Here is a 24,266-nt window from a genome sequence, read left to right as displayed (position 1 = left end):
CGGCGTCACCGCGCCGCGCGTGAGCCGAACAGTGCCGGCGCGGATCTGCCGAGCCATTCGGGGATCTGCGCCGCGCCGCGCGGAAATCCGCGGGCCATCGCGAGGATGAACGCGGTCTGCCAGACACCGAACAGCACCAGCCAGCCCAGCAAGGTCGGCAGCCTGACGATCGCGCCGTAAACCGTTCCGGCTGCGATGGCCGCGATCCAGGTCACGACGACGCTGTCGATCCGCCTGTACGCGGGGTTGGTCAGGAGCACGCCGAGAATGGTGATGGCTCCGCCGACAGCGCCGCCGATGCCGCCGATCAAAAATCCCATGTAGGGATTGTTGCCGAGCGTCTCGGTGATCTGGGCCGGGTTCGCGGCATTGCCCTCGATCGGCACGGTTCTCGCATACTGGCCGAGCGCCTGAAGCGTCACGGCGCTGGCATCGTAGGCCGCGATCCACGCTGCCGTCGTGATCGCAACCACCAGCGCCAGCTGAAACCGGTCCCTGGCGCCAAACATGACGTTGCAGGTCGCGATCGCCGCGCCGAATATCACGCCGGGCAGGATCGTGATCCCGCCGGCGTCGGAGACGACGAAAGAATATTGCAGGACGTTGAGCGCATAAGTGGTGGCCAGGGTACACACGACGGCCGACGCAAGCGACAGCACGGCGAAGGGCAAAATCGATCGGTCGCGCGACTGCTCGCTTTTGGCTTCCAGCATGCGATCGACGGCGGCCCGTGTCTCGGCGGCCGCGCTGCCCTGAGGTTCGAGGATCGTGACCGCCTTGAGATAGGTCGGAACCTGGTCGAGCGGGGTCGGCGCCATCATCACCGGCAGCACGCGATTGCTGGGGTTCGGCCATTTGTTCCGGGCAAAGGCGAGTTCGCTCAGCGTGTAGCGTCCCCTGGTCACCGATTCCGGACTGATCAGGAACACCATAAAATCGCTGCTTTCGATGGCTTTTTCGACGCGCGCATCGAAGCTGTCGCCCGGCGGAAGATCGTCGTGCGAAAAGAAAACGTCATGGTCGCAATTGCGCAGGGACTGGGCGATGCTGTCAGCCTGCGATTCCAGTTCGGAGGGAAATGACAGAAATATGCGCATGGCAAAACTTACCACCCAGAATTGAATTCTGACAATTGCCGAATCCGCGTCGCAATGACCGTTTCCGCAGGGTGAGATCGATCATGAAATGGCGAGCCACCATTGTCGCATTCGCGCTGCTGCTTTGTGCGCCGCTGCAGCGGCCGGCATTCGCCGCCGATGCTGCGTTCACCCAGTTCATCGCCTCGCTGTGGCCGGAGGCCAAGGCCGCCGGCGTGTCGCGCGAGACCTTCGATCGCGAGACGCGCTCGCTCGAGCCCGACTACAAGCTGCCCGACCTGATACTGCCCGGACGTCCCAAGACCGGCGCGCCGGCGCAGGCCGAGTTCGTGCAGGTGCCGGCCGATTACATCAAGGAAGCCTCGATCGCGCGGCTCGCCGCGGAGGGGCAGCGGCTGATGCAGAAGTATCGGCCGTCGCTCGATGCGATCGAGAAGCGGTTCGGCGTCCCGGCCACCGTCGTGCTGGCTATCTGGGGCCGCGAGACCGATTACGGGCGCTATTCGCTGCCCTACGACACACTGCGCGTGGTGGCGACGCAGGCTTATGTCGGCCGCCGCAAGGATCAGTACCGCACCGAGTTCATCCTCGCGCTGAAGATCCTCGGCGAGGGCGCGGTGACGCGCAAGGAGATGCGCTCCTCCTGGGCCGGTGCGACCGGCTACACCCAGTTCCTGCCGTCTGAATATTACAAGCACGGCGTCGATCTCGACGGCGACGGCCGCGTCGATATCTGGCATTCGGTGCCGGACGCGCTCGCCTCCGCCGCGCAGCAGCTGGTCAACAAGGGCTGGCAGCCCGGCGTGCGCTGGGCCTATGAGGTGCAGGCGCCGGCCAATGCCGACTGCACGATGGGCGTGCCTGAAGTGACGAAGCCGATCAGCCAGTGGCTGCGCGCAGGCTTCGTGCCGGTGCGCGGGCAGAAGCTCAGCGCGGCCGAGCAGGCGCAATCGGCCTCGCTGCTGCAGCCGGAAGGCAGCTACGGTCCCGCCTTCCTGACCACGCCGAACTACTTCGTGATCAAGGAATACAATTTCTCCGATCTCTACGTGCTGTTCGTCGGCCATCTCGCCGACCGCATGACGAGCCCGCAGCCTTTCGCGACGCCATGGTCGGCATCGAAGCAGCTGCGCTCCGCCGATGTCGAGGCGATGCAGCAGCAGCTGACGAAGATCGGTCTCTACAAGGACAAGCTCGATGGCAAGGCCGGGATGCAGACCCGCGCGGCGCTCGGCGCCTATCAGAAGCAGGCCGGGCTGAAGGTCGATTGCTGGCCGAGCGAGGCGGTGCTGCGCGCGATGAACGGGCAGCGCTGACCGGGCTGGCTCGCAAGACCGCCTGGTGGCGCAAAGCAAAAACCCGGCCGCGAGGCCGGGTTTTCGAGTGTGATGCTGAAAACGTGTCGGTCGATCAGTCGCAAACCTGGATGCGACGGAAGCGCCAGCCGTAGCCGTCCCAGAAGCGCTCGCGAACCATGCGGCACGGGGCCTCTTCGACGTAAACCGGCGCCGGTGCGACATAGACCGGGGCGGGGCGAGCGCCTGCGATCGCGCCGCCCAGCAGGGCGCCGCCGATCAGGCCGCCGGCAACGCCGGCCGCGACGGCGCCGCCGTCACCAGCCTTGGCAGCCGGAGCAACGGCCAGCGAACCGGCAATCGTGGTAACGGCGACAAGGGCAGCTAAAGTCTTCTTCATGTCTTTGGCTCTCCTGGAAGGTGGTGGCGTCGTGGTCCGGCGCCGGGTTGAGGTGACTCGCACGCTGATCTCGAACTGCTGTCTTGCTAAACAGCGCAGAACAGTCAACCGAAAGTAAACGTCCGCAGGCTGATCGCGCAGAAAAGCGGTTTTTTCTGGCCATCTACAGCAGTTGTCCCGGAGAAACAGTCGGTTTTCCGGGACATCTGGTTCGATTTAATCGAGATGAACGGCGATCAATCGCAAACGCGGACGCTGCGAACGCGCCAGGTGTAGCCGTCCCAGAACCGCTGGCGCTGCCAGAAGCAATCGGGGCCGTAGCCGGGTTCGGCGACATAGGCCGGGCCGGGCGCATAGTAGCCGTATCCCGGACCGTAATAGCGGTTCTGCGATGCGATCGCGCCACCGACGATGGCGCCACCGATCAATCCCGCAGCGACGCCGGCGGCGACACCGCGTTGTGCCTGGGCGGGGGCGGGCACCGCCACAGTCGAAGCCGCCACAGCGGCAACGGCGCAAAGCGCCAGCAATGTCTTCTTCATGGCCTGACCTTTCTCACGGCAGCAGGGACAGCGTGCATTGGCGATCCGTCTCGCCGGAGGGTTCCATACTCAGCTTGAATGTTCAATGAACGACGCTGCCGTATTCGCGACCAAATGCTTGCAGCTTTTGGAATATCTTGCAACGCACAAGCCCGATAGCGCCCAGCGAGGCGCGTGCTCATGGCGGTCGGCGGCGAAGGAATCGCTTATTGGCCCGTAGCCACCCCGCGGGTTCGAACTCCGACCGATTTAGACTCATTCCAATATGAATCCCGCATCAGTTTGGAATTGCTACAAAAACCGCTTTTTCCTTTTGCATCGCGCAGGAGCCGACAATATCCATACTGGGAAGCATCACCGTTGGACCCCGCCTTGCTCCGATGATTGTCTGTTCCTGTAACGTCCTCAGCGACCACGATGTCCGCAATGCCGTCAATGGCGGTGGGTCCGTGACACGAAACGCCAAGCAGGTGTACGGCTGCCTCGGCTGCAGTGCCGAATGCGGCCGCTGCGCGCGCACCATCAAGGCGATCATCGACGAGGCGCTCGGTCCCTGCGCCAAGGCCTGCTGCTCCGGTTGCCCCCACAGCGGCCATCCGCACGCCGCCAACGAGGACGCCGAGCCGGCCGAATTCGCGCTCGCGGCCTGCTGATTTCACCAAATCCCTCCGAATCCGGTTATCCAGGCGCCGCTTCTACGAAGGGTTGCTCTTGCCGGTAATCTGATTTAGAAACATTCTAAATTCAGCGTCGGCCAAGGTTGGCCGCGACAGGTGGAGTGGATCATGCAAGGCGACCCGAAGGTCATCGATTATCTGAATAAGGGGCTGCGCAGCGAACTGACCGCCATCAATCAGTACTGGCTGCACTACCGGATGCTCAACAATTGGGGCCTCCTGGAGATGGCCAAGGTCTGGCGCAAGGAGTCCATCGAGGAGATGGAGCACGCCGACAAGTTCGTCGATCGCATCCTCTTTCTCGACGGCTTCCCGAACCTGCAGGTGCTCGATCCCCTGAAGATCGGCCAGGACGTCAAGGAGATCATCGAGTGTGACCTCGCCGCCGAGATCGGCGCCCGCACGCTCTACCAGGAGGCGGCGACCTACTGCCATGGCGTCAAGGACTATGTCAGCCGTGACCTGTTCGAGCAGCTGATGAAGGATGAGGAAGACCACATCGACTTCCTCGAGACCCAGCTCGACCTGATCAAGCGCATCGGCCTTGAGCTCTACACCCAGAAGCACGTCGGTCATCTGAAGGGCGAGGATTCCTGACCGGCTGTCTGCCGGCGCGCCGAGCGTCTGCCAAAATACGAGAGGCCGTCCTTGCGGGCGGCCTCTTTTGTTTTTGCGAACGGGACAGAGCTATTCGTCAGTAGCACCGCGTGATGTTGACGGTGCGGTCGCCGCCGCGTCCGGGCACTGTGACGCTCTCGGTGGGACAGCTCGACACATAGGGACGGTCCGACGGCACCACGGCCGGCGGATAGCGATGCGCCCAATCCCACGGCACGTCCTGGGTGTAGGTGTAGCGGACGTCGTTGGAGACCGGCGCCGGGACCTCGGCAGCGAAGGGTGTGCTCGCCGCACCGTCATAATATCCGCCCGCGTCCGGCAACACGATGCCGGGCACCCGCACATGATGGCGGAAGGCTGGATGATGCGAGGAGAACGTGCCGCGCGCCGCGGATCCGGATCTCGCATAGGTTTCGGTCGGAGAAGCAAGCAGCAGCGCTGCAACGCCAAGGGAAGCCATCAGGGACGCCATCAGCGCCCCATATGTTCGATACGCCATTCTTCGAAGAGCCATGGCACGCACCAACTCGCGGTTACGGAGCATTTCTGCAGACGCTAGGCCGCGCCTCATGGCGCCCGCAAACTCATCCTTAATTATTGGTTAAAAAGTAAGGTTAACAGAGAGTAACTGTTTCAAATTGACGCGATCTCGCGCGCGGAGCTTCCGCGAAGACGGCGGGCGCCGTTCAGACAGCATCCGCCGGAACGAAGCAGCTGATGATGATGCTGCCGCGGTGGTGCACGTACCACACCACGGCCTCGCCGACCGGGTTGCCGCGATCGCGGATCACGGCGCGCTCCGGCACCATCATCCACTCGCCCTCGATCGGCACCCAATAGGCGCCGCCACGAACGTCGTAGCTGGTGCGATGGCCGTCGGAGATGTCGCAGCACGGCACGCCATTCGGCGCGATCACGCTCTTGAACCAGGCGCGGATATCGGGTGGCACGTTGTCGTATTGGCCGTTGTCGAACGCCAGTGCAGCGCCCGCCATCAGGACGAGCCACGCAAGCACCGCAACATGCGCGAGCCTTCGCATTGCCTTCCTCCGGCGAAAACTTCTACGTGACCCGCGCGTAGCGCCGCGCGAATCCGGTGTTTGCGCGATTAGGCACGAACCGCGCGCGGGATGCATGCTCAAAGAATCAGCGAAACCGCGCAGTCAGGCGTGGTGCAGTGCGGGATCGATGCGCTCAGGATGGTTGCTTCGCGCGCGCCTTCTTCGCCGGTTTCACCGCGATATTGTCCCGTGCCATTTTCAGCGCGCTGCGCAGCGTGACCTGATCGACCTTCGCGAGGCGGACATTGGTGCTGCCGCTCTTGCCCCAGCCGCCCGGCACCGGCCGGAAAATCTCCGGCTCGGCCTCGACCACCATGGCCTGCTGCTCGGGTGTCAGCTTCACCATGCCCCAATCCTGGTCGGGATAGCCGAGTGTCGCGAAGATGCGCTTGCCGACGCGGAAATCGGTTGTGCCGTGATGCGCGCCTTCAACGACCTCGGGCAGGCTGAGCGCAATGCGGCGGAAGCGATCAGCGGACATCGCCCTGACCTCGATGGCTACATCGTCGGCGCCGTCTGCAACACTTCCTGCAATTGCCTGGCATAGAACTTCGCATCGCCGGTGGTGAGATGGCCGCGTGTCTCGCTGCTTGCCGGGATCAGATCAATCTTGCCGTTCTTGATCCGCTTCACGGCAGCTTCGGTGACGCCGGTCTCCGGCGGATTGCGTTCGTCGTCGGCGGCATTGATGGCAAGCAGGGTTGCCTCGATCTTCTCCAGTCCGGCGGAGGGATCGTAGTCGTGCGAGGCCTCCCATTGATAGATGTAGTCATTGGCATCCGCGGTGACCGGCAACGCCAGCTGGTCGTCGACCATCTTGTCGGCCTGCGCTGCGGTCGGCGCCAGCGCCTGGTAATTGAGCGTGCCACCGGCGCTGGCGAAGCGATAGGCGGCGATGGCGTATTTCATCATCCGCGGCTGGCTGGTGTAGTTGCCGCCGTTGTAGTCGGGATCGTTGCGGATCGTTTCCAGCATCGTCCGCCGCAGCATCCAGTTGCGTGCCGCCATCGCGGTCGGCTGCGAGGCCATCGGCACCAGCACGTCCATCATCCGCGGATAGCGCACGCCCCAGATCCAGGTGTGCATGCCGCCCATCGAGTTGCCGATCACGAGCCGCAGATGCTTGATGCCGAGCCCCTCGGTGACGAGCCTATACTGCGCGTCGACCATGTCGTTGTAGTCGTATTTCGGAAAGCTCGTCCGCATCGCGTCCGACGGCTTCGACGATTTGCCGTGCCCGATGCCGTCGGGGATGATGATGTAGTATTTCGCCGCGTCGAGCGGCTGCCCGGGGCCGAACAACTGGCCGGCAAAGCTCGGCGTCAGCATGCTGGCGGCCGAGCCGCCGGAGCCGTGCAGCACCAGCACCGGCTGTCCGGTCGGCGCGCCGACCGTGGTGTAGTGCAGCCGCAGTTCCGGCATCACCTCGCCGCTGTGAAACTTGAAGTCCTTCGCGGTCCACTCGCCATCCTGCGGTGTGGGGTAATCTGCAGCCATGGCCGGTACCGACATCGAGACGAGAGCGGCCGCAAGCGCCGCGCATAAACGGATCATGGTGCTTCTCCCCACGCACGGCGCATTTGTCCAGCTGCGTCGGTGCAAGCCTAGCATGACGGAAAGCGTCGTCCACGCGCCTGACGCAGAAGTGTCCGGTTAACTCGCCTTCAGCACGTTGAGTGCGTACCAGCCCCAATAGACGCGGTGACGCTGGATCAGGCCGTGCTCGATCTCCATGACCTCGACGAGATCCATCTGGTCGCCGTCCGGAGACTGCCGCGGATATTCCCAGGTAAGGACGCGGTTGTCGCTGAAGAAGCCCTGCCTGAAGCGCCGCCGTTGCGGCGGGTTGGTGCGGAACACGCGCGTGATGAACTCGCGTAGCGCGTCGCGGCCGCGGACGAACCCGTCTTTGGTCTGCATCAAATGCTGCACCAATGGGCTCTCGATCGAGGCGTCGGCTGCGTAGAGCGCGAGCGCCGCCTCGAGGTCCTTGTTGCCGAGCGCTTCATCCCAGAGCCTGTAGATGCGTTCCGCGTCGTTGCTGCCAGCTGTCATGATTGTTCCCTTGTGTTTGGTCGACTGCTGCCCATTTGAGCGGAAGAGGCCGCCGCGACGTTTCAGGAAAATCTGAAATGAGCTGCGCGGCACGGCGAATGCGGGTAGGACGTTTCGGCGCGATCCGGAGGACGATGCGGTGGGATCATCCCAAGCCCTGCAGACAGGATTTTCGCGGATCGCCGAGGCCTTGGGCGATCCGGTCCGCGAGGCGATGGTCAGTGCGCTGGCCGACGGCAAGGCGTTGCCGGCGGGCGAGCTTGCTGCGGTCGCCGGCATTTCGCCGCAAGGCGCCAGCGCGCATTTGCAGAAGCTCGTCGACGCCCGCGTGCTGTCGGTATGGGCACAGGGCAGGTTCAGATATTACCGGATCAGGGACGACGATGTCGCGGCGCTGATCGAGAACCTCGTTGATCTTGCGGCCAAGGCCACCGTGGGGCGGCGGCGTGCGATGCCGGCCGAGCAGCTCAGGCAATCGCGCACCTGCTACCACCACCTTGCGGGTCAGCTCGGCGTGCTGTTGTCGAACGCGCTGATCCGCCGCCGCCTCGTCGTGATCGACGGCCGCGATGGTCGCGTGACCGAGCAGGGGTTGGCATGGTGCCGGGCCGAGGCGATCGATTTCGATCCGGCGCGGCAGCCGCATCTGCGGCTCTGCAATGACTGGACCGAGCGCGTGCCGCATCTCGCCGGTCCGTTTGCCAATGCCGTGCTGGCACGGCTGGTCGAGATGCGCGGCGTTGCGCCGCATCGGATTCCGCGCGCATTGCGGATCACCGATCGGGGGCGGGCGTTCTTCGACCGGCTTGGCGTCCAGGTTCCGTTCTGAAGGCGACGAGGTGGACTAGCGGCCGTCCTCGACTTCGGTCTCCGGGCGGTCGTTACCGGAGGCGGTTTCGGTCAGCCATTTGCCGTCCGACGTCTCGTACTGGATCGCCTCGGTGCGGCCGGGGACGCGCTGCTCGTTGGCGGCGCGTCGGGCAGCGGCGAGTGCCGCGGCGCGGGTAGGAAATGGTTCCGAGAACACCCCGTTGACGGTATAGGCCCAGCCGCCGTCGTGCTGGACGACCTTGTAGATCACGTGGCTCATCCGGAACCTCGCTCCACCGTGGACGATGAGACTGCCAGAATAGACCACGATGTCGTATTTTGCAGCAGCCGATCGTCTTTGAGAGAGCCGCCCCGTTGCCGCGGGTGAGGGAGACCGACATGTGCCGCAATATCAAGACGCTGTTCAACTTCGAGCCGCCCGCCACCGAAGACGAGATTCACGCCTCGGCGCTGCAGTTCGTGCGCAAACTGTCCGGCTTCAACAAGCCGTCGCACTCCAATGAGGCCGCCTTCAACCTGGCCGTGGCCGAGGTCTCGACCGCCGCGCGCAAGCTCCTGATCTCGTTGCAGACCACGGCACCGGCGCGCGATCGCGAGGTGGAGGCGGAGAAGGCGAGGGAGCGTTCGCGCCTGCGGTTTGGCTGAGGACGGGGCGTACCGTGATGCAGATCACGGTACCGCGCCACGCGTCCGGGCATCGTTGCCGTTCACCCGATCCCGGAGCAACGCCATGAAGCCTGCCGCCCTGCTCACGTTCTGTTCGATTGCGTTCGCCGTGCTCTGGACCTGCGGCATGCTGTGGTCGAGCGGGACAATCGACCTAGCCAACGTCATCATCCTGTCGGCCTGCGGGGCGTTCGCGGGCGTTGCCTGGTACTACGCCATGCGCTGGGTCTTCCAGCTCATGCACCTCGCTCGGCCCTCCGATCCTCCGGCCAATCCGGGCGCGGAGCGGTAGGCGTCGGGTGCGACACGGACAGAGCTGGCCGTGTCGTCGCGAGGACAAGAAGGATTACTTCTTGTCCTTCTTGCGGTACTTCTTCTTTTTCTTGTGATCGTCGTCCTCGTCGTCATCTTCCGCGAAGTCGATGGCGTCGACGTCAAGCGCGATCGCTTCCGCTGCCGCGCGCTCGGCGGCATCGCGCTCGGCGAACTCGGCGGCTTCACGCTCCTTGGTGCGCTTGTAGTCTTCCCAGGCGTCGAAGATCATGTGCAGCCACGGCATCACCTGCTCGATCGACGGCAATTGTCCGGGCGGGCCGGCTTCACCGCGCGGGCCGGCCGGTCCCTGCGGTCCCTGTGGACCAGCTTCGCCGCGCGGACCCTGTACGCCTGTCTTGCCTTGCGCTCCCGGCTTGCCCTGAGGGCCTGCCTTTCCAACCAGTCCGGGCTTGCCCTGTGGACCCGGCTTGCCGCGCGCACCTTCCGGCCCCGGCCGCCCCGGATGTCCTTGCGGACCGGGCCGACCCGGCTCGCCCTGACGGCCCTGCGGCCCCTGCGCCCCTCGTGACCCCTGGCGGGAGATTGTCTCGTCAGCCACTGATATGCTCCGTCGCGATTTCAAGCCGCTTGTAACAGAGGTTGGATGACGGCTTCAATTCTGCCCGACGCCGCTGATGCAAGCGATCAACAGTCATAATTCGATGCGAAGATTGTGACGGGAGGACGCGTTGCGGATTTTGAACGACAGGCGCGGGGCAGTTGCAGGTGACGCAACAGGGCCGCTGACGTTCGACATCGTGGTGACGCGGCACGATCTGCGCGATGAAGCGGCGTTTCGCAACACCGGCGTCCTCGATCTGTATGCCTTGCTGTTTCCTCCGAACGAGCGCGACGCCCCCGACGACATTGTGCGCTGGGTGCTGTCAGATGATGTCGGCGAGCGACGAGAGTTCAGCGTCGGTGATCAGCAGCTGTCATATTGCCTCGACTCGCGCTGCTTTATCCTGCGCGCGGAAGGGCGCGCGATCGGCCTCGGCTTCTTCACCTACGATCACGCAAGCGAGCTGATCTACTGCAACTATGTCGGCGTCGCGAAGGCGTGGCGCGGCGGCGGCCTGGCGGGCCGGTTCTATCGCGAGATGATCGAGATGCTCGACGGGCTGTTTCCGCGCAATATCGGCGTGGTGCTCGAGGTCGAGCCGTATGATCGCGATCGCCTGGTGGCGATCATCGGCGATCTCGAACGGACCGGCGTGAGGCAGCTCGCAGCGGATCAACAGACCGAGATTCGCAGATTGCTGCGCGTCAACTGGTACGACAAGCTCGGCTATTGCTTCTTCTGCGACGCGCGCGGCATGCAGCCGCTTGAGTGTCGCTCGCCATGCCTCGATCCATCGCTATTGCCATCCGCTTGGGGCGGCGCGGAGGAAAATTATTGGTTGGCCTGGCAGTCGCGGACCGGCGCGCCCTCGGCGGAGGGCGCGCGCGCGGGTGAGCTCTGGCAAAGGGCCGTCGCTGCGATCTATGTCGAGATCCTCGCAAAATCCCTGGTCGACGACGATCCGAAGGGGCGGCGCGACTATTGGGACTATGCGACGGCGCTGGTCGCGCAGACGCTGCAACGGGCGGCGACGACCGAGGTGCGTCTCGCTCGCTGCCTCGATGCCGACGGCAGCGAGCTATTATCGCGCTGGCGGCGGCTTGCGATCGACCTGCCGATCTAGCGTCGACGTGCCGCTAAAGCGTGATGAGATCCGGTTGAATCGTCATCACGCTTAGCTCGTTGTCCAAGCATGATCTTCCCGGAAAGCCGCTTCGCACGGTTCCGGATCTTGCTCTAGGCTGCGGCGTGCTCGCTCATCGGCACGTCGATGCCGTCGGCCGAATATTCGCGAATCTTGTTCCGCAAGGTCCGAACCGACAGCCCGAGCACGCGCGCGGCGCGGGTGCGATTGCCGTCGCAGCGCGCAAGCGTTTGCAGCACGAGCTCGCGCTCGACTTCATCGACGGTCGCGCCGATCAGCAGTGGGACGATTTCATTTGGAGCCAGCGACGGCAGCAGCGCTTCCGGCGACGGTACGGTGGACGCGTAAGACATGAACTCCTCCCGATCAACGCCCGCTTCGTCGGTGAAGCGAAGACATCGAGAACCAACTACCCCGTAGATCCACGGTGTGCCGGTTTGGTTAACAAGTCCTTAACGTGGCCCTAACTCCCTGCTCTGTAAGCAAAATACCCAGAAATCGCCACGATTGCGGTTCCATCCGTCACAATGTGCGGTACCCGCCATCGACCATCACGATCGATCCCGAGACATAGGCCGACAGGTCCGAGGCGAGGAAGATGGCGGGGCCGACGATGTCCTCCGGCTTGCCGGCGCGGCCGAGCGGGGTGTGGTCCATGAAGACCTTGACGAGGTCGGGATTGGTGGCGCGCACCTTCTCGTTCAATGGCGTCTCGATGAAGCCCGGCCCGATCGCATTGACGCGCACACCATCCTTGCCGAGCTCGGCGGCCAACGCCTTGGTGAAGCCGAGCACGCCGTGCTTGGAGGCGGTATAGGCCGGCGAACTCGGCGTGCGCAGATGCACGAAGGACTGGATCGAGCCGATGTTGACGATGCGTCCCTTGTTCTTGCGCAATGGCGCGAGGAACGAATGCGTCACGTTGAAAACGCCGGTGAGATTGATCGAGATGATGTCTTCCCAATCCTTGATCACGGCCTCGTCGGTGCCGAGCATGCCGTTGCGGCGCGCGATGCCGGCATTGTTGACCAGGATCGAGACCGGCCCGACCTTGTCGGCCACTTGCTTTGCCATCGCGACGCAGGCGTCGCGATTGGTCACGTCGAGCGCAAAGCTCTCCGCCTTGCCGCCGGCGCTCTGGATCTCCCTGGCCGCTTCCGCCGCCGCATCGCCGTTCATGTCGAGCAGCACCACGCGCGCGCCCTCGCGGCCGTAGCCCAATGCGATGGCGCGCCCGATGCCCGAGCCTGCCCCGGTAATGACGGCGATGTGATTGTCGAGAAGGGCCATGGCGTTTCCTTGTTCTGATTTGTGAGCGTTGTCGACAACACTATTCAAAACTGCGCCAACCGAAACGCCAAGCCGCGTTTGCGCGTTGCTGTTATCCGGATTCGGATGACAGTTACGGACCGCGGACATGGACCCGAATATCAGACACTGGAAAGTTGCGATCGAGCGCTTTTGCGCGGCGCCGGATCCCGACTACCGCGAGATGGCCAAAATGGTCGCGGAGATCGCCGCGACCGACATCGACGAGACGCTGCGGCATGCGGCCGCACAGGTGCTGCCGATCTTGCGTCAGGCGGCGCTGAAATCGGCTGACCGCCGCACCAAATCGATGGCACTGCGCCGTCTAGACATCATCGGCGATGCACTGCACATGCTGTCGGCACCGCGGTTTGGCCAGCGCGGCCTGGCGCCGAAGGCGCTGACGCAGGAGGAGCAGTATCGGCAATTGCTCGGCCTGCCGTTGGGCCGCCGCCTCGCTGCGACCGAAGTCCAGCAGGCTTTCAAGCGCGCCGCCAAGACGGTGCATCCCGACGGCGGCGGCAACGGCGCGGCGTTCCTCGAACTCGCCGCCGCGCGCGACGCCCTGATCAAGCATCACTGACGCTGGATCGCGTCACTACCTGACAGCACAAGGGCGGACGCCGCGCTGTTGCCGGGTGTCCGCCCTGTGCGTGATCGAATGGCGTTCGCTCAGAACGAGCAGGTGCCGTTGTTCAGGAGGCCGGTCTTGTAGCTGAACGCGGCGTCGAAGGTCGGCAGCTCCTCGCTGACGATGGAGAAGTTCGCCGGCCACGGCGTGGTCGGGATGCTCTGGTCCCAGATCTGGCAGAAGCCGGTGTCCTGCCAGCGGATCAGGTGATAGGGCGTGGCGCTGGCCGGGCTTGCCGCGGCGAGCACGGACACGGTGGCGGCAATGGCGGCACAGGTAATCGCAAGACGACGCATGGGAAATCTCCGGTTTGAAAAATGAATGCTCCACGGGGCAATCCTGGAGCTCAGGGGCCGATCGCCCCGGACATGCAGTGAGTGTTGCAACCCCGGGAACAGGTTCAACACCGGTTGGCGAAAGCGCCCGTCAGCAAATCGGCCATCGCTGTGCCAAATTGCGCCTGTTTACGCGCTTGTTACAGTCGGAGCATCGCGATTCGCAGCCGTGTCGCGACGCGCGCAAATCGACGCAAGCAAATCGACGAGAGCAGATCCTGGGGAGACCGCACATGAAAGTTTCATTCACCCTTCGCGCCGCGCTGGTGGCGCTGCTGGCGTTCACCGGCCTTGCGTTCTCTTCCGCCGCCCGTGCCGACAGCGGCTTCGTGACGCTCACGATCTACAAGGCCGGATGGATCATCGGCGGCTCCGGCGGCAGCGGCGTCTTGACCTTCCGCGGCCGCTCCTACCGGCTCTCCACCGGCGGCCTCGACTACGGCCTGGTGTTCGGCGGCTCCAAGACAGTGCTGCGCGGCCGCGTCAGCAACATCAACCGTCCGTCCGACGTTGCCGGCGTCTACGGTGCGGCCGGCGCGGGGCTTGCCGTCGGACGCGGCGCGCGCGCGATCGTGCTGACCAATCAGAAGGGCGCGGTGTTGGAATTGACCGGACACCAGGTCGGTCTGATGGCCAACGCCGATCTGAGCGGCCTTGCGATCACGATGCGGTAGAGCATTTCGTTCAGTTTATCCCCTCATCCTGAGGAGCGCGTCTTCGCGCGTCTCGAAGGATGCATGGCCCGGCTGGTGGCCGATTCATCCTCGAGGTTCGCCGAAGAGGCTCGCACCTCCAGCGACAATGACATAGCCATTGCGCAGGGATGACGGGGATAGCTAGTCTAAAGCGTTGAGTGCGCGAGGCCGCAAGGCCCCGGCAAGCCTCGGGGCGAGGCGGCGTTCACCTGAACAGATGCAGCGCGGCGTGTTGCAGTAGCATGATGGTCTTGGCGTCGACGATGCGCCCGTCGCTGATCATGGCGAGCGCGTCGTCGATCGGGAGCTCGAGCACCTCGATGTCCTCGCCCTCGTCGGCGAGCCCGCCGCCGTCACCGATGCGCATCGCGGCGTCGTATTCGGCGACGAAACAATGCAGCTTCTCGGTCACCGCGCCCGGAGACGTGAAAGCCTCGAACACCTTGCGCACATGCGCGAGCCGGTAGCCGATCTCTTCCTCCGCTTCGGCGCGGATGCGTACTTCCGGCTCGGCATCGTCGAGCATGCCGGCGGCAGCCTCGATCAGGAGATCGTCATAGCCGTTGGCGAAGGCGGGGTAGCGGAACTGGCGCACCAGCACGACGCTGCGGGTCGTCAGATTGTAGGGCAACAGCGCCGCGCCGTTGCCGCGGTCGTAGACCTCGCGCACCTGGGTCTGCCATTCGCCGTTGGCGCGCCTGTAGTCGAACGTCGCGCTCTTCAGCTCGTAGCGGCGCTTCGAAAGCAGCTCGACGTCCTTGACGCGGACGCGGTCGGCGATGCTCATGCGTTGATCCTCAACCCTCTCACGGCGTCGCTTCGCGACCGTCGAGCCATTTGGCCAGCATCACCGAGGTCGATTCGTCATAGCCGAGCGATTGGTAGAACGCGCCGGCCTTGGCATTCTCCCGCCGCACCAGCAGTTGCAGCTTCGGCACGCCGGCGGCGCGCAGCCAGTCCTCGGCCGCCGCCATGATGGTGCGGCCAAGTCCCTTGCCCTGGCGGTTGGGATCGACCGCGACGTAATAGACCCAGCCGCGATGGCCGTCGTGGCCGACCATCGCGGTCGCGACGATCGCATTGGCGTCGCGGCCGACCAGCACGGCCGAGTTCGGTCCGCGCCGCGCCAGCGCGATGTCGGCGGCAGGATCGTTCCACGGCCGCGTCAGGCCGCAGGCCTGCCACAGCGCGACGACATCGGCGATGTCGTTATCGGTGATCGGTGCAATGGCGAGGGAGGCAGAGGGGGAGGGCATCGTCGCCTGCGCGGTCACAGCACCTTGCCCGGGTTCATGATGCCGAGCGGATCGAGCATCGCCTTGACCTGTCGCATCAGCTCGATCGCGACCTTGTCCTTGACGTCAGGCAGTTCGTCGCGCTTGAGAACGCCGATGCCGTGCTCGGCCGAAATCGAGCCGCCCATCCGCAGCACGATCTCGAACACGACGGCATTCACGTCGTGCCAGCGCGCCAGGAAGTCGGCCGCATTGGCGCCGACCGGCTGACTGACATTGTAGTGGATGTTGCCGTCGCCGAGATGGCCGAACGGCACCGGCCGTGAACCCGGGATCAGCTTCACCACCGCCGCATTGGCCTCTTCGATGAAGGCGGGCACGGCGGCGACGGGCACCGAGATATCGTGCTTAATCGAGCCGCCTTCCGGCTTCTGCGCCGCCGACATCTCGTCGCGCAGCTTCCAGAACGCCTGGCGCTGGCTCAGATTGGCGGCGATCACGGCGTCGTCGACGATGCCGTCCTCCATGCCCTGAGCCAGGATCGCCTCGAGCGTGTCGCGTGCATCGTCGCGCGACGACGACAATTCCATCAACACGTACCAGCGATGCTTGCTGGTCAGGGGATCGCGGATATCGATGCCGTGGCGGATCGAGAAGTCGACCGCGACGTCGGCGAGCAACTCGAAGCTCGTCAACGCACCGGCCGCTTGATCACGCGAGATCGACAGCAGCTTGAGTGCAGCCGCGGGCGACTTCAGACCGACATAGGCGGTCTCAACCGCGCGCGGCCGCGGAAACAGCTTTAGCGTCGCCGCGGTGATGATGCCGAGCGTGCCTTCTGCGCCAATGAAGAGGTTGCGCAAATCGTAGCCGGTGTTGTCCTTCTTCAGCTTCGACAGCGCATTCAGCACGCGGCCGTCAGCCAGCACGACCTCGAGCCCGAGTGCCATTTCGCGCGCCACGCCGTAGGCGAGCGCTCCGGTGCCGCCGGCATTGGTCGAGAGGTTGCCGCCGATGGTGCAGCTGCCTTCTGCGCCGAGCGAGAGCGGAAACAGCCGGTCGACCTCGGCCGCCTTCTGCTGCGCGATCTGGAGCACCACGCCGGCCTCGCAGGTCATGGTGTTGGATTCGACGTCGATGTCGCGAATCTTGTCCAGCCGCCGCAGCGAGACCACGACCTCGCCATTGTGCGGCGTCTGGCCGCCGACCAGGCCGGTGTTGCCGCCCTGCGGCACCAGCGCGATCCTGTGCTCGGTCGCAAGCTTGCAGATCGCGGCGACCTCGGCGGTCGAACCGGGGCGCAGCACCAGCGGCGAGCGGCCGTGGAACAGGTCGCGCTCCTCGGTGACGTAAGGCTTGATGTCGGCTGCGTCGGTCACCGCATATTTCGCGCCGACGATGGCGCGGAATTTTTCAAGCAATTCGGGCGGAAGCGGCGGCACCGCTGATTGGACGATGTTCATTTTTTCTTGGTCTTTCACTCAGTCGGGGATCTTTGCCTAAGCATGCCGTTCGGGCAAACGCTTCGCGTTTGTCGCGAGGGAAAACCGGTTCCCATTTGGCGCTAACGCGGCCGTTCCGGTCCGGGTCATGCTTGTTACCGCCCAACGGCTGCGCGGCGCAGCCGGTCATTGATGGCTTCGCCCAACCCGTCCTCGGGAATGGGCGTCACCGCGATCGCATCCGCGTTTCTCTTGTCGAGGGTGCGAAGGTACCCGAACAGATTGGCGGCGGCCTCGGCCAGGTCGCCGCGCTCGGACAGGTTCATCTCCACCGAGGCGCATTCGCGCCGCGCGACCTTGGCTGGCCCGAACGACAGCAAGGCTTCGCCGACATGGACGTCGCCGGCGTTGAGCCGGACCGGTGTCCGTGGCGCGTAGTGCGAGGCGAGCATGCCGGGGGCAACCGGCTGGGCGTCGCTTTCCGCGTCTTGCGGCGGCGACTGCAAGGGGTGGCCGAGCACGCGCTCGATCTCGGCGCGCGTCAGCCCGCCCGGCCGCAGCAGCACCGGATCGGAGAAGCAGCCGACGATGGTGGATTCGACGCCGACCTCGACCGGCCCGCCGTCGACGATCAGGTCGATGCGACCGGCGAGATCGCCGTTCACATGCTCGGCAGTGGTCGGCGAGACATGGCCGGAGAGATTGGCCGACGGCGCTACCACGGCACCGCCGAAAGCCTTGATGATGTCGCGCGCCACTTTGTGGGCCGGGATGCGGATGGCGACCGTATCGAGCCCGGCGGTCGCGAGTTCCGCAACCGGGCAGGAGAGCGCCTTCGGCAGCACCAGGGTCAGGGGACCGGGCCAGAACGCGTCCGCCAATCGCAGGGCCTGCCCGTTGAACAGGGCAATCCGGCGGGCGGCGCCGAGATCGGCGACATGGGCAATCAGGGGATTGAAGGCCGGCCGGCCCTTGGCCTCGTAAAGCCGGGCGATCGCGGCGGCGTTCCCGGCATCGGCGCCGAGGCCGTAAACCGTCTCGGTCGGAAACGCCACCAGGCCGCCCTCGGCCAGGACCCCGGCGGCGGTTGCCGTGGCGGCGGCGCCGGCGGACAAAACGTGCGTTTTCAGACCTGTATCCACTGTGACTAGATTCCTCAATTGGGTGCCCTGTGGTCCCTTGCGGTCCCCGAAACCCGACGCTATAAGCCCGGCTCTCAGTCGGAGTGTGGCTCAGCCCGGTAGAGCACTGCGTTCGGGACGCAGGGGTCGCAGGTTCGAATCCTGCCACTCCGACCATTCTTTCAAGCACTTATAGGTTCTGTGTTTTTTGTGCGCAACGAAATGCGCAACGATTTGAAGCTCGGCAGCCATGTCTGTCGCCCTCGAAGCACCCGTCAAGGACGTCGAACAGCGGTCCGCGGCGGGCTTGTACTGTTCTAAATCGGAAAAAAGACGATCGGGAAGTGCGAGGGAACTAGCCCCTGTCGGGATGTTACATCGAACACCATCGAGCACCACAAGTCCTCCCTTCGGACCTACGAGCTGATTTGGCGGATATCAAAGCACGAATAGCTCGCGCAGAGTAGTGGTCAGCTCAGCGCCTTGCCCCAAAAGCTTCCGCCGCCTCTTCCTGAAAGTCCGGGTGGTGATGGCCATAGTTGGCCTCTAATTGCTCAACGGTCATGCCGAGCCAGCCAGCGGCTTCCCACATGTCGACGCCCGCCTGCATCAACCATGTCGCCGCTGTATGGCGCAGTGAATGCCGGACGACGTCGTCGCCCAGCCCGGCGTCCTCCAGAATACCATTCCAGGCTGACCTGATCTTGCCGGCAAGCGGCTGGCCGTCGTGCAGGCGGTTCACGACGAACCGGATTTGTTCACCGTCTCTCATAACCCCTGAGGCGCGGAGTTCTGCAGATCGAGCTTGGTCGATCCTGCGCCATCGAATCAGATGCGGACGCAGGCGGCTAGCGATCTTTGCCGGCGGCCGCCGTTTCTTGGTCGACTGCTCCAGCGTCCCTTTGCCCTGGTAGACCATCGCGTCAAGGTTCATCCATGGATGGGTCGTTGTTGGCAGCCACTGGGTGCGCCGGATGGTCTCTTCGCGACGAGCACTGTAGATACCGATCAGGCAGAAGCGCGCCGCGGGATAGCGACGACGAATGATCCACCGCTCCCGGCGCGCGAGCTCGCCATCCTCGCTGCGCTTCCACGTTTCCTGCTCCGTGTCCCACACGTAGCCGATTGTTGCTCCGAGTAGGCGCGCTGCCTCGTTGCGCGTTAGCCATCGGTGTCGTCCTTCGGCTTTAGGAGGAAGAGTGACCTTTGGAACGACGGTGAGCGTATGCTCGGCGTGGTAGGCGTTCACGGCAGCGCGTAGATCTTCGAGTCGGCGTCGTGCGGTTTGATCAGAGACTGTCCCGTTGCGTGGCTTGATGCCGGCTTTCCTATGATTGTCGTTCGCAGTACCGGTGGACCAATCGACAAAGTCGCGACAAAGCTGAGCTTTGAGCTGACTGACGGTTTTATCGCCAAAAAAGTTGTTAAGATCGAGCAAGCGAATGAGCAGCAGGTCATGTTGTGCCCACGCGCGTTCATCGCTCGTGTCCTTGGGCCGCTTTGAAATTTCGTAGGCTGTGAGGACGTCGGCTATCGCGAGGACGTTCGGGTCAGTTGCCCCGATGGTGCTGGTATGTCGCTCGCCGATATAGGTCTCGAGCGCCTTCGCAGCTCCGTCAATGTCGTCGCGGCTGCAGCCTGTGCGGATTTGCCGGCCACGATCGAGGATGATCCAGGTTTCATCGTCCTCTCTAAACCAGAGTCGTGGCGGCTTGGCTCTGCGGCCCGGCATGACGGCTTGACCAATTTGCAGATCGCTCGAGGGGTTGTCAGATCCTTGCCCGCAACTTTGGCGATTTCAAGAGTCCCGGTGGCCGCGGCTCTGCGCAACGATGATATTGTCAACGGACCGAGTGGGAAGAACACTGCCGCGGCCTCGACAAGGGTCATTACTTCATCCTCACCCCATTGGGCAGGATCGGGCCGCGCTTTTGCGCGAGCGAGCTTGTCGATCTTGCGCTTCGGCATTCCTTGAACGCGTTGCTCGTGGGGGGGCGCTGCCTTTGGATCAGAGCGTTAGGTCCTAAGTGTAGACGAAAACCACTCGTCGAGCAGTCCTACCGGCGCGTGGATGGGGTAATCGGCGGCTTACGACTGCGAATCGGACAATTTTGCTTGCAGCCCTGAAGCGCAGTGGAGTGGCGGCGGCCCTTTGCTCCGGGGACAGTGGGGAGCAGCTCAATAGGCGGGAGGATCTTATTCGAGCTTGAGGTGGCGCCGCCTTATCGCAGGTTCTGCAATCTCAACAACCTGTGACAGCCGAAGCTTTCCTCTCGGCTGTCTGACATCACACTCGACTGGATGGTGGAATTCAACACCGAACCGCATTCCGTTGGTCGAAAGTGATCCGCGACGTGCTAGAAAACGCGCTACTTCACGAGACGGCCTATCAAAGGCTTGCGATGAGCTCGGTCCGCAACTTTACGAGCTTTGGCCCGTACAGGCCAGTCGCTCTGCGAAATCATCTAAAGGCAAAGGCGTTCTTCGAACCAGCCTCGACGGAGAAGGATCTCACCGCGAGATAGCATACCAAATGAAAAACAAACGTGCCTCGCTTTATGAGGGAGACTCAGCGGCGAAGTAGACCCTCGCTGCCCGACGGCGCCGATCATTTCGTTTCTGAATAGAGGGGGGCAACGTAATCTGTCCAATCCAACCTATCGATCGACGGCGGCCGCAACCTCCTATTGGATAAACTATGCCAGCGACACCGCATCGCAAGGAACTGCTTGGATTTGGCAAATGGATAACCACAGTCTTCGCGCTTGTGTTATTCCGACGGCAGGAAATTCAACTGCTGATGCAATGGAGGTCCAGCGATACACTTGTTGGACGGCTCTCGATTTTGCTATCAAAACCGCTTGCCATTAACTTCAGCAGGTGAGTATTCGCAGCCGAGTTTTCGCCCGCATGGCAACAATCGTCGCGTTTCGCGTCAACAAAAGAATACCGCTTTCCCGGACGCGCTGAAAAAGAGTTTGGCTTGGACTCGCTGGTCCCAACTTTCTCTGACAGTATTGGTTGCTCGCCGATGATGCTTGCGAGGGGAACGCGGATGACTTTCAGGGGCCTCTTTGACCGATCTCGAACCTGCGTTGCGCAGCTGATGTCGTATCGCGCACCGTGTTGTTGACGCACCGATTGCGCGCCGGCGCGGATCAGGGCTGATCGCGCAAAGTTTCCCATCATCCCGATCTCAGTGACGGCTTGAACGAGCTGTGTCGTAACCCGCTGACCAGCCGCAGCGTGAATGCATCGTGCTGCTTGCGTCACACTGCAAATCCAAACTTCAGAAGGACATTCCTATGACCGCGAACCATGATCAGATCAAATTCGCCTATTGGGTGCCGAACGTTTCCGGCGGCCTCGTGATCAGCAAGCTCGAGCAGCGAACCGGCTGGGATATCGATTACAATCGCCGACTGGCGCAGATCGCGGAACAGGCGGGGTTCGACTATGCCCTGAGCCAGATCCGCTTCACGGCCGGCTATGGCGCCGAGTTCCAGCACGAGCCGGTCGCCTTCAGCCACGCGCTGCTCGCGGCGACCACGAAGCTGAAGGTGATCGCGGCGCTGCTGCCCGGGCCTTGGAATCCGGCGGTTGCCGCCAAGCAGATTGCCACCATCAGCCAGCTCACCGAGGGCCGCGTTGCGGTTAATATCGTCTCTGGATGGTTCCGTGGCGAGTTCACCGCGATCGGCGAACCTTGGCTCGATCACGACGAACGCTACCGGCGCTCGGAAGAGTTCATCCGGTCGCTGCGCGGGATCTGGACCCAGGACAGCTTCACCTTCCGCGGCGATTTCTATCGCTTCAGCGACTACACGCTGAAGCCGAAGCCGGCCCAGCCGCTGCCCGAGATCTTCCAGGGCGGCAGCTCACGCGCGGCGCGCGACATGGCCGCGCGGGTGTCGGACTGGTACTTCACTAACGGCAATTCGGTCGATGAGATCAAGAAGCAGGTCGATGACATCAGGGCCAAGGCAAGGGCCAACAACCATTCGGTCAGGATCGGCGTCAATGCGTTCGCGATCGCGCGCGACAGCGAGGTTGAGGCGCGCAGCGTCCTCAACGAGATCATCGCCAAGGCCGATCCGGAGGCCGTCAACGCCTTCGGTCACGAGGTTAAGAACGCCGGCAAAGCCTCACCGGAAGGTCAGGGCAATTGGGCCAAATCGAGCTTCGAGGATCTCGTCCAGTATAATGACGGCTTCAAGACCAACCTGATAGGCACGCCCGAGCAGATCGCCGAGCGCATCATCGCGCTCAAGAAGATCGGGGTCGACCTGGTGCTGCTCGGCTTCCTCCATTTCCAGGAAGAGGTCGAGTATTTCGGCCGCCGCGTCATTCCGCTGGTGCGTGCACTGGAAGCGGACGCGGCGCGGCACGTCCAGGCCGCCGAGTGATTCGGGAAACATTGGCGTGACCATGATCGCAGCAAGCGCGGGTGTGCTTCCATTGGATGGCGCCCTTGTCGAGCCGGCTCTCTCTGCGCCCTTGTCCGCGCGCGCGGACGTCGCGGACCGTGCGCTCGTGAAACGAGGCAGTGGCGAGATCCAGCCGGTGCTCGCGCTTGCTGACATCTCGCTCTCGTTCGGCGGCGTCGCCGCACTGCGCGACATCGATCTCGAGGTCGCACAAGGCGAGATCCGCGCGGTGATCGGCCCCAACGGTGCCGGCAAGAGCTCGCTGCTCAATGTCATCAGCGGGCTCTACCGGCCGGACCGGGGCCGGGTCTGGCTCGGCGAGCATTCCTTCGGCCATGTACCTACGGCGCGGCTGGCGCAGCATGGTGTGGCGCGGACGTTCCAGAATCTCGCTGTGTTCAAGGGCCTCTCGGTGCGCGACAACGTCCTGATGGGAGTGGCGCACCGGGTCCGCGCCGGCTTTCTGCGCCAGATCGCCGGCTCGCCTCTGGCACGGCGGATCGAAGCGGAGAACCGCGCCGCCGCAGAAGACGTCATCGGCTTCCTGCACCTTCGCGAGGTGTGCGACCGCGCCGCCGGAACCTTGCCCTATGGTTTGCAGAAGTGCGTCGAGTTGGCGCGTGCGCCGGTGGCGCGGCCGTCGCTTTTGCTGCTCGACGAGCCCTTTGCGGGCGTCACGCTCGGCGAGAAGCACGAATTGGCCGCGCATGTCCGCAACGCCCGCGACAGCTATGGCGCCACCATCGTCCTAATCGAGCATGACATCGGTGTGGTGATGGGGCTGTCCGATCGCGTCGCGGTGCTCGACTATGGCCGCAAAATCGCCGACGGCACGCCGGACCAGGTGCGGTCCGACCAGGCGGTGGTCGATGCCTATCTCGGCGTCGCGCATGCGGACGAAACGGAGCTCGCACTTTGATGTTTGACTATCAATTCCTCATCGAAGTGCTGGTGGGCGGCCTGCTGTCGGGCGTGATGTATTCGCTGGTCGCGATCGGCTTCGTGGTGATTTACAAGACTTCGGGGGTGCTCAACTTCGCGCAGGGCGCGATGCTGCTGTTCGCGGCGCTGACCTTCGTCAGTCTGGTCGAGCGCGGCGTCGCGCTTCCGCTTGCGCTGCTGGCGACACTCGCGATCATGGTCGCGCTCGGTGTCGCGGTCGAGCGCACGGTGTTGCGGCCGCTGGTCAACCAGCCGCCGATCACCTTGTTCATGGCGACGCTGGGGCTGTCCTATGTGATCGAAGGCGCGGCGCAGCTGTTGTGGGGCACCCAAGTCCACGGCCTCGACATCGGCATCAGCGACGTGCCGCTCGATATCGTCGGCGTCTTCATCAGCCGGTTCGATCTGTTCGCGGCGGCGGTGGCGGGCAGCCTGGTTGCGCTGTTCGCGCTGTTCTTCCGCACCACGCGGACAGGGCTGTCGTTCCGCGCCGTCGCCGACGATCCGTTTGCAGCACTTGCGGTCGGCCTTCGCCTGCCGCGGGTGTGGGCCATCGTGTGGACGGTCGCCGGCATCGTTGCGCTGGTCGCCGGATTGCTGTGGGGCGCGCGGCTCGGCGTGCAGTTCTCGCTGTCGCTGGTGGTGCTCAAGGCGCTGCCGGTGCTCGTGCTCGGCGGCTTCGATTCGATCGCCGGCGCCATCGTCGGGGGCCTCCTAATCGGCGCGATCGAGAAGCTCGCCGAGGTCTATGTCGGCCCGTTGGTCGGCGGCGGCATCGAGGCTTGGGCGGGCTATGTCGTCGCGCTGGTATTCCTATTGGTGCGGCCCTCGGGACTGTTCGGGCAGAAGCTGGTCGAGAGGGTCTAG

General features: G+C 63.8%; 31 protein-coding genes and 1 tRNA gene. 13 read left to right on the top strand and 19 right to left on the bottom strand.

Going from position 1 to position 24,266, the window contains the following annotated elements:
• Positions 1 to 5: 5 nt before the first annotated feature.
• The gene (locus ACVWYP_RS37710; protein WP_304496875.1) at positions 6 to 1,097 is read right to left on the bottom strand and encodes a toll/interleukin-1 receptor domain-containing protein; all 1,092 of its coding nucleotides are present in this window, start codon (positions 1,095 to 1,097) and stop codon (positions 6 to 8) included.
• 83 nt (positions 1,098 to 1,180) lie between these two features.
• Between ACVWYP_RS37710 and ACVWYP_RS37705 the strand changes: the two genes are divergently transcribed.
• Positions 1,181 to 2,413, top strand: coding sequence for a lytic murein transglycosylase (locus tag ACVWYP_RS37705; protein WP_304496874.1), 1,233 nt, complete (start codon positions 1,181 to 1,183; stop codon positions 2,411 to 2,413).
• Between the two features lie 94 nt (positions 2,414 to 2,507).
• On the opposite strand, the gene ACVWYP_RS37700 is transcribed toward ACVWYP_RS37705, so the two are convergent.
• Together ACVWYP_RS37700 and ACVWYP_RS37695 are read right to left on the bottom strand one after the other, a co-directional pair.
• Positions 2,508 to 2,792, bottom strand: coding sequence for a hypothetical protein (locus ACVWYP_RS37700; protein ID WP_016843728.1), 285 nt, complete (start codon positions 2,790 to 2,792; stop codon positions 2,508 to 2,510).
• A 236-nt stretch (positions 2,793 to 3,028) separates the two neighbouring features.
• Positions 3,029 to 3,334 (bottom strand): hypothetical protein, encoded by a 306-nt coding sequence (locus tag ACVWYP_RS37695; protein WP_016843729.1) that lies wholly within the window; start codon positions 3,332 to 3,334, stop codon positions 3,029 to 3,031.
• A gap of 380 nt (positions 3,335 to 3,714) precedes the next feature.
• Here ACVWYP_RS37695 and ACVWYP_RS37690 point away from each other — a divergent pair, with 380 nt between their 5' ends.
• Both ACVWYP_RS37690 and bfr read left to right on the top strand, forming a co-directional pair.
• Positions 3,715 to 3,987: a (2Fe-2S)-binding protein gene (locus ACVWYP_RS37690; protein WP_016843730.1), complete on the top strand. Its 273-nt coding sequence runs from the start codon at positions 3,715 to 3,717 to the stop codon at positions 3,985 to 3,987.
• A gap of 132 nt (positions 3,988 to 4,119) precedes the next feature.
• On the top strand, positions 4,120 to 4,608 hold the full coding sequence (bfr, locus tag ACVWYP_RS37685) for a bacterioferritin (RefSeq protein WP_026193251.1): 489 nt from the start codon (positions 4,120 to 4,122) through the stop codon (positions 4,606 to 4,608).
• A 97-nt stretch (positions 4,609 to 4,705) separates the two neighbouring features.
• On the opposite strand, the gene ACVWYP_RS37680 is transcribed toward bfr, so the two are convergent.
• From ACVWYP_RS37680 to ACVWYP_RS37660, 5 genes are all read right to left on the bottom strand, one after another.
• Positions 4,706 to 5,128 carry a hypothetical protein gene (locus ACVWYP_RS37680; protein ID WP_304496873.1) on the bottom strand — a complete coding sequence of 141 codons (423 nt, stop codon included), beginning with the start codon at positions 5,126 to 5,128 and terminating at the stop codon, positions 4,706 to 4,708.
• A 187-nt stretch (positions 5,129 to 5,315) separates the two neighbouring features.
• Complete coding sequence (locus ACVWYP_RS37675) at positions 5,316 to 5,669, bottom strand: hypothetical protein (RefSeq protein WP_304496872.1); 354 nt, start codon at positions 5,667 to 5,669, stop codon at positions 5,316 to 5,318.
• A 154-nt stretch (positions 5,670 to 5,823) separates the two neighbouring features.
• Positions 5,824 to 6,171: an MmcQ/YjbR family DNA-binding protein gene (locus tag ACVWYP_RS37670; protein ID WP_304496871.1), complete on the bottom strand. Its 348-nt coding sequence runs from the start codon at positions 6,169 to 6,171 to the stop codon at positions 5,824 to 5,826.
• A 17-nt stretch (positions 6,172 to 6,188) separates the two neighbouring features.
• Complete coding sequence (locus ACVWYP_RS37665; protein ID WP_304496870.1) at positions 6,189 to 7,244, bottom strand: alpha/beta fold hydrolase; 1,056 nt, start codon at positions 7,242 to 7,244, stop codon at positions 6,189 to 6,191.
• A gap of 99 nt (positions 7,245 to 7,343) precedes the next feature.
• Positions 7,344 to 7,745: a nuclear transport factor 2 family protein gene (locus ACVWYP_RS37660; RefSeq protein ID WP_304496869.1), complete on the bottom strand. Its 402-nt coding sequence runs from the start codon at positions 7,743 to 7,745 to the stop codon at positions 7,344 to 7,346.
• Between the two features lie 139 nt (positions 7,746 to 7,884).
• Between ACVWYP_RS37660 and ACVWYP_RS37655 the strand changes: the two genes are divergently transcribed.
• Positions 7,885 to 8,574: an ArsR/SmtB family transcription factor gene (locus tag ACVWYP_RS37655; RefSeq protein WP_304496868.1), complete on the top strand. Its 690-nt coding sequence runs from the start codon at positions 7,885 to 7,887 to the stop codon at positions 8,572 to 8,574.
• Between the two features lie 15 nt (positions 8,575 to 8,589).
• Here ACVWYP_RS37655 and ACVWYP_RS37650 read toward each other — a convergent pair whose 3' ends face one another.
• Positions 8,590 to 8,835 (bottom strand): DUF2188 domain-containing protein, encoded by a 246-nt coding sequence (locus ACVWYP_RS37650; protein ID WP_304496867.1) that lies wholly within the window; start codon positions 8,833 to 8,835, stop codon positions 8,590 to 8,592.
• 119 nt (positions 8,836 to 8,954) lie between these two features.
• On the opposite strand from ACVWYP_RS37650, the gene ACVWYP_RS37645 reads away from it, so the two are divergent.
• Positions 8,955 to 9,221 carry a DUF2277 domain-containing protein gene (locus ACVWYP_RS37645; protein WP_026193246.1) on the top strand — a complete coding sequence of 89 codons (267 nt, stop codon included), beginning with the start codon at positions 8,955 to 8,957 and terminating at the stop codon, positions 9,219 to 9,221.
• Positions 9,222 to 9,306: 85 nt separating this feature from the next.
• Complete coding sequence (locus tag ACVWYP_RS37640) at positions 9,307 to 9,534, top strand: hypothetical protein (RefSeq protein WP_038386087.1); 228 nt, start codon at positions 9,307 to 9,309, stop codon at positions 9,532 to 9,534.
• Positions 9,535 to 9,588: 54 nt separating this feature from the next.
• Here the strand turns inward: ACVWYP_RS37640 and ACVWYP_RS37635 are convergent, their stop codons facing one another.
• A complete protein-coding gene (locus tag ACVWYP_RS37635) occupies positions 9,589 to 10,116 on the bottom strand; it encodes a collagen-like domain-containing protein (protein WP_304496866.1) in 528 nt (175 codons plus the stop codon).
• 130 nt (positions 10,117 to 10,246) lie between these two features.
• Between ACVWYP_RS37635 and ACVWYP_RS37630 the strand changes: the two genes are divergently transcribed.
• On the top strand, positions 10,247 to 11,242 hold the full coding sequence (locus ACVWYP_RS37630) for a hypothetical protein (RefSeq protein ID WP_304496865.1): 996 nt from the start codon (positions 10,247 to 10,249) through the stop codon (positions 11,240 to 11,242).
• Positions 11,243 to 11,355: 113 nt separating this feature from the next.
• On the opposite strand, the gene ACVWYP_RS37625 is transcribed toward ACVWYP_RS37630, so the two are convergent.
• Positions 11,356 to 11,616, bottom strand: a complete 261-nt coding sequence (locus tag ACVWYP_RS37625; RefSeq protein WP_304496864.1) for a helix-turn-helix domain-containing protein — start codon at positions 11,614 to 11,616, stop codon at positions 11,356 to 11,358.
• Between the two features lie 169 nt (positions 11,617 to 11,785).
• Positions 11,786 to 12,553 carry an SDR family NAD(P)-dependent oxidoreductase gene (locus ACVWYP_RS37620; protein ID WP_304496863.1) on the bottom strand — a complete coding sequence of 256 codons (768 nt, stop codon included), beginning with the start codon at positions 12,551 to 12,553 and terminating at the stop codon, positions 11,786 to 11,788.
• Between the two features lie 127 nt (positions 12,554 to 12,680).
• Between ACVWYP_RS37620 and ACVWYP_RS37615 the strand changes: the two genes are divergently transcribed.
• Positions 12,681 to 13,154, top strand: coding sequence for a hypothetical protein (locus tag ACVWYP_RS37615; protein WP_304496862.1), 474 nt, complete (start codon positions 12,681 to 12,683; stop codon positions 13,152 to 13,154).
• Between the two features lie 89 nt (positions 13,155 to 13,243).
• Here ACVWYP_RS37615 and ACVWYP_RS37610 read toward each other — a convergent pair whose 3' ends face one another.
• Positions 13,244 to 13,498, bottom strand: coding sequence for a hypothetical protein (locus ACVWYP_RS37610; RefSeq protein ID WP_304496861.1), 255 nt, complete (start codon positions 13,496 to 13,498; stop codon positions 13,244 to 13,246).
• Between the two features lie 272 nt (positions 13,499 to 13,770).
• On the opposite strand from ACVWYP_RS37610, the gene ACVWYP_RS37605 reads away from it, so the two are divergent.
• Positions 13,771 to 14,211, top strand: a complete 441-nt coding sequence (locus ACVWYP_RS37605) for a hypothetical protein (protein WP_304496860.1) — start codon at positions 13,771 to 13,773, stop codon at positions 14,209 to 14,211.
• Positions 14,212 to 14,437: 226 nt separating this feature from the next.
• On the opposite strand, the gene ACVWYP_RS37600 is transcribed toward ACVWYP_RS37605, so the two are convergent.
• The 4 genes from ACVWYP_RS37600 to ACVWYP_RS37585 all read right to left on the bottom strand — a co-directional run bounded on the left by ACVWYP_RS37600 (position 14,438) and on the right by ACVWYP_RS37585 (position 18,051).
• The gene (locus ACVWYP_RS37600; protein ID WP_304496859.1) at positions 14,438 to 15,019 is read right to left on the bottom strand and encodes an NUDIX hydrolase; all 582 of its coding nucleotides are present in this window, start codon (positions 15,017 to 15,019) and stop codon (positions 14,438 to 14,440) included.
• Between the two features lie 19 nt (positions 15,020 to 15,038).
• Positions 15,039 to 15,488: a GNAT family acetyltransferase gene (locus tag ACVWYP_RS37595; protein WP_304496858.1), complete on the bottom strand. Its 450-nt coding sequence runs from the start codon at positions 15,486 to 15,488 to the stop codon at positions 15,039 to 15,041.
• Between the two features lie 14 nt (positions 15,489 to 15,502).
• On the bottom strand, positions 15,503 to 16,930 hold the full coding sequence (locus tag ACVWYP_RS37590; RefSeq protein WP_304496857.1) for an FAD-binding oxidoreductase: 1,428 nt from the start codon (positions 16,928 to 16,930) through the stop codon (positions 15,503 to 15,505).
• Positions 16,931 to 17,064: 134 nt separating this feature from the next.
• Entirely contained in the window at positions 17,065 to 18,051 is a 987-nt protein-coding gene (locus tag ACVWYP_RS37585; protein ID WP_304496856.1) for an L-threonylcarbamoyladenylate synthase, read from the bottom strand.
• A 79-nt stretch (positions 18,052 to 18,130) separates the two neighbouring features.
• Here ACVWYP_RS37585 and ACVWYP_RS37580 point away from each other — a divergent pair.
• Positions 18,131 to 18,207 (top strand) — tRNA-Pro (locus tag ACVWYP_RS37580).
• Positions 18,208 to 18,505: 298 nt separating this feature from the next.
• Here the strand turns inward: ACVWYP_RS37580 and ACVWYP_RS37575 are convergent.
• Together ACVWYP_RS37575 and ACVWYP_RS37570 are read right to left on the bottom strand one after the other, a co-directional pair.
• The gene (locus tag ACVWYP_RS37575; RefSeq protein WP_018273353.1) at positions 18,506 to 19,762 is read right to left on the bottom strand and encodes a site-specific integrase; all 1,257 of its coding nucleotides are present in this window, start codon (positions 19,760 to 19,762) and stop codon (positions 18,506 to 18,508) included.
• Between the two features lie 1,058 nt (positions 19,763 to 20,820).
• Positions 20,821 to 21,219, bottom strand: a complete 399-nt coding sequence (locus ACVWYP_RS37570) for a hypothetical protein (protein WP_143279022.1) — start codon at positions 21,217 to 21,219, stop codon at positions 20,821 to 20,823.
• Positions 21,220 to 21,335: 116 nt separating this feature from the next.
• On the opposite strand from ACVWYP_RS37570, the gene sfnG reads away from it, so the two are divergent.
• Genes sfnG through ACVWYP_RS37555 form a run of 3 tightly spaced genes read left to right on the top strand, consistent with a single transcriptional unit; the run spans position 21,336 to position 24,266 of the window.
• On the top strand, positions 21,336 to 22,436 hold the full coding sequence (gene sfnG / locus ACVWYP_RS37565; protein WP_016840953.1) for a dimethylsulfone monooxygenase SfnG: 1,101 nt from the start codon (positions 21,336 to 21,338) through the stop codon (positions 22,434 to 22,436).
• A gap of 22 nt (positions 22,437 to 22,458) precedes the next feature.
• Positions 22,459 to 23,376, top strand: coding sequence for an ABC transporter ATP-binding protein (locus ACVWYP_RS37560; protein ID WP_018273352.1), 918 nt, complete (start codon positions 22,459 to 22,461; stop codon positions 23,374 to 23,376).
• Positions 23,376 to 24,266 (top strand): branched-chain amino acid ABC transporter permease, encoded by an 891-nt coding sequence (locus tag ACVWYP_RS37555; protein WP_018273351.1) that lies wholly within the window; start codon positions 23,376 to 23,378, stop codon positions 24,264 to 24,266. The genes ACVWYP_RS37560 and ACVWYP_RS37555 overlap by 1 nt, the downstream gene beginning before the upstream one ends.

This window comes from Bradyrhizobium sp. USDA 3262 (assembly GCF_054060035.1).
The sequence above is the reverse complement of the archived record's forward strand: the minus strand, read 5'-3'. Positions and strand labels throughout refer to the sequence as shown.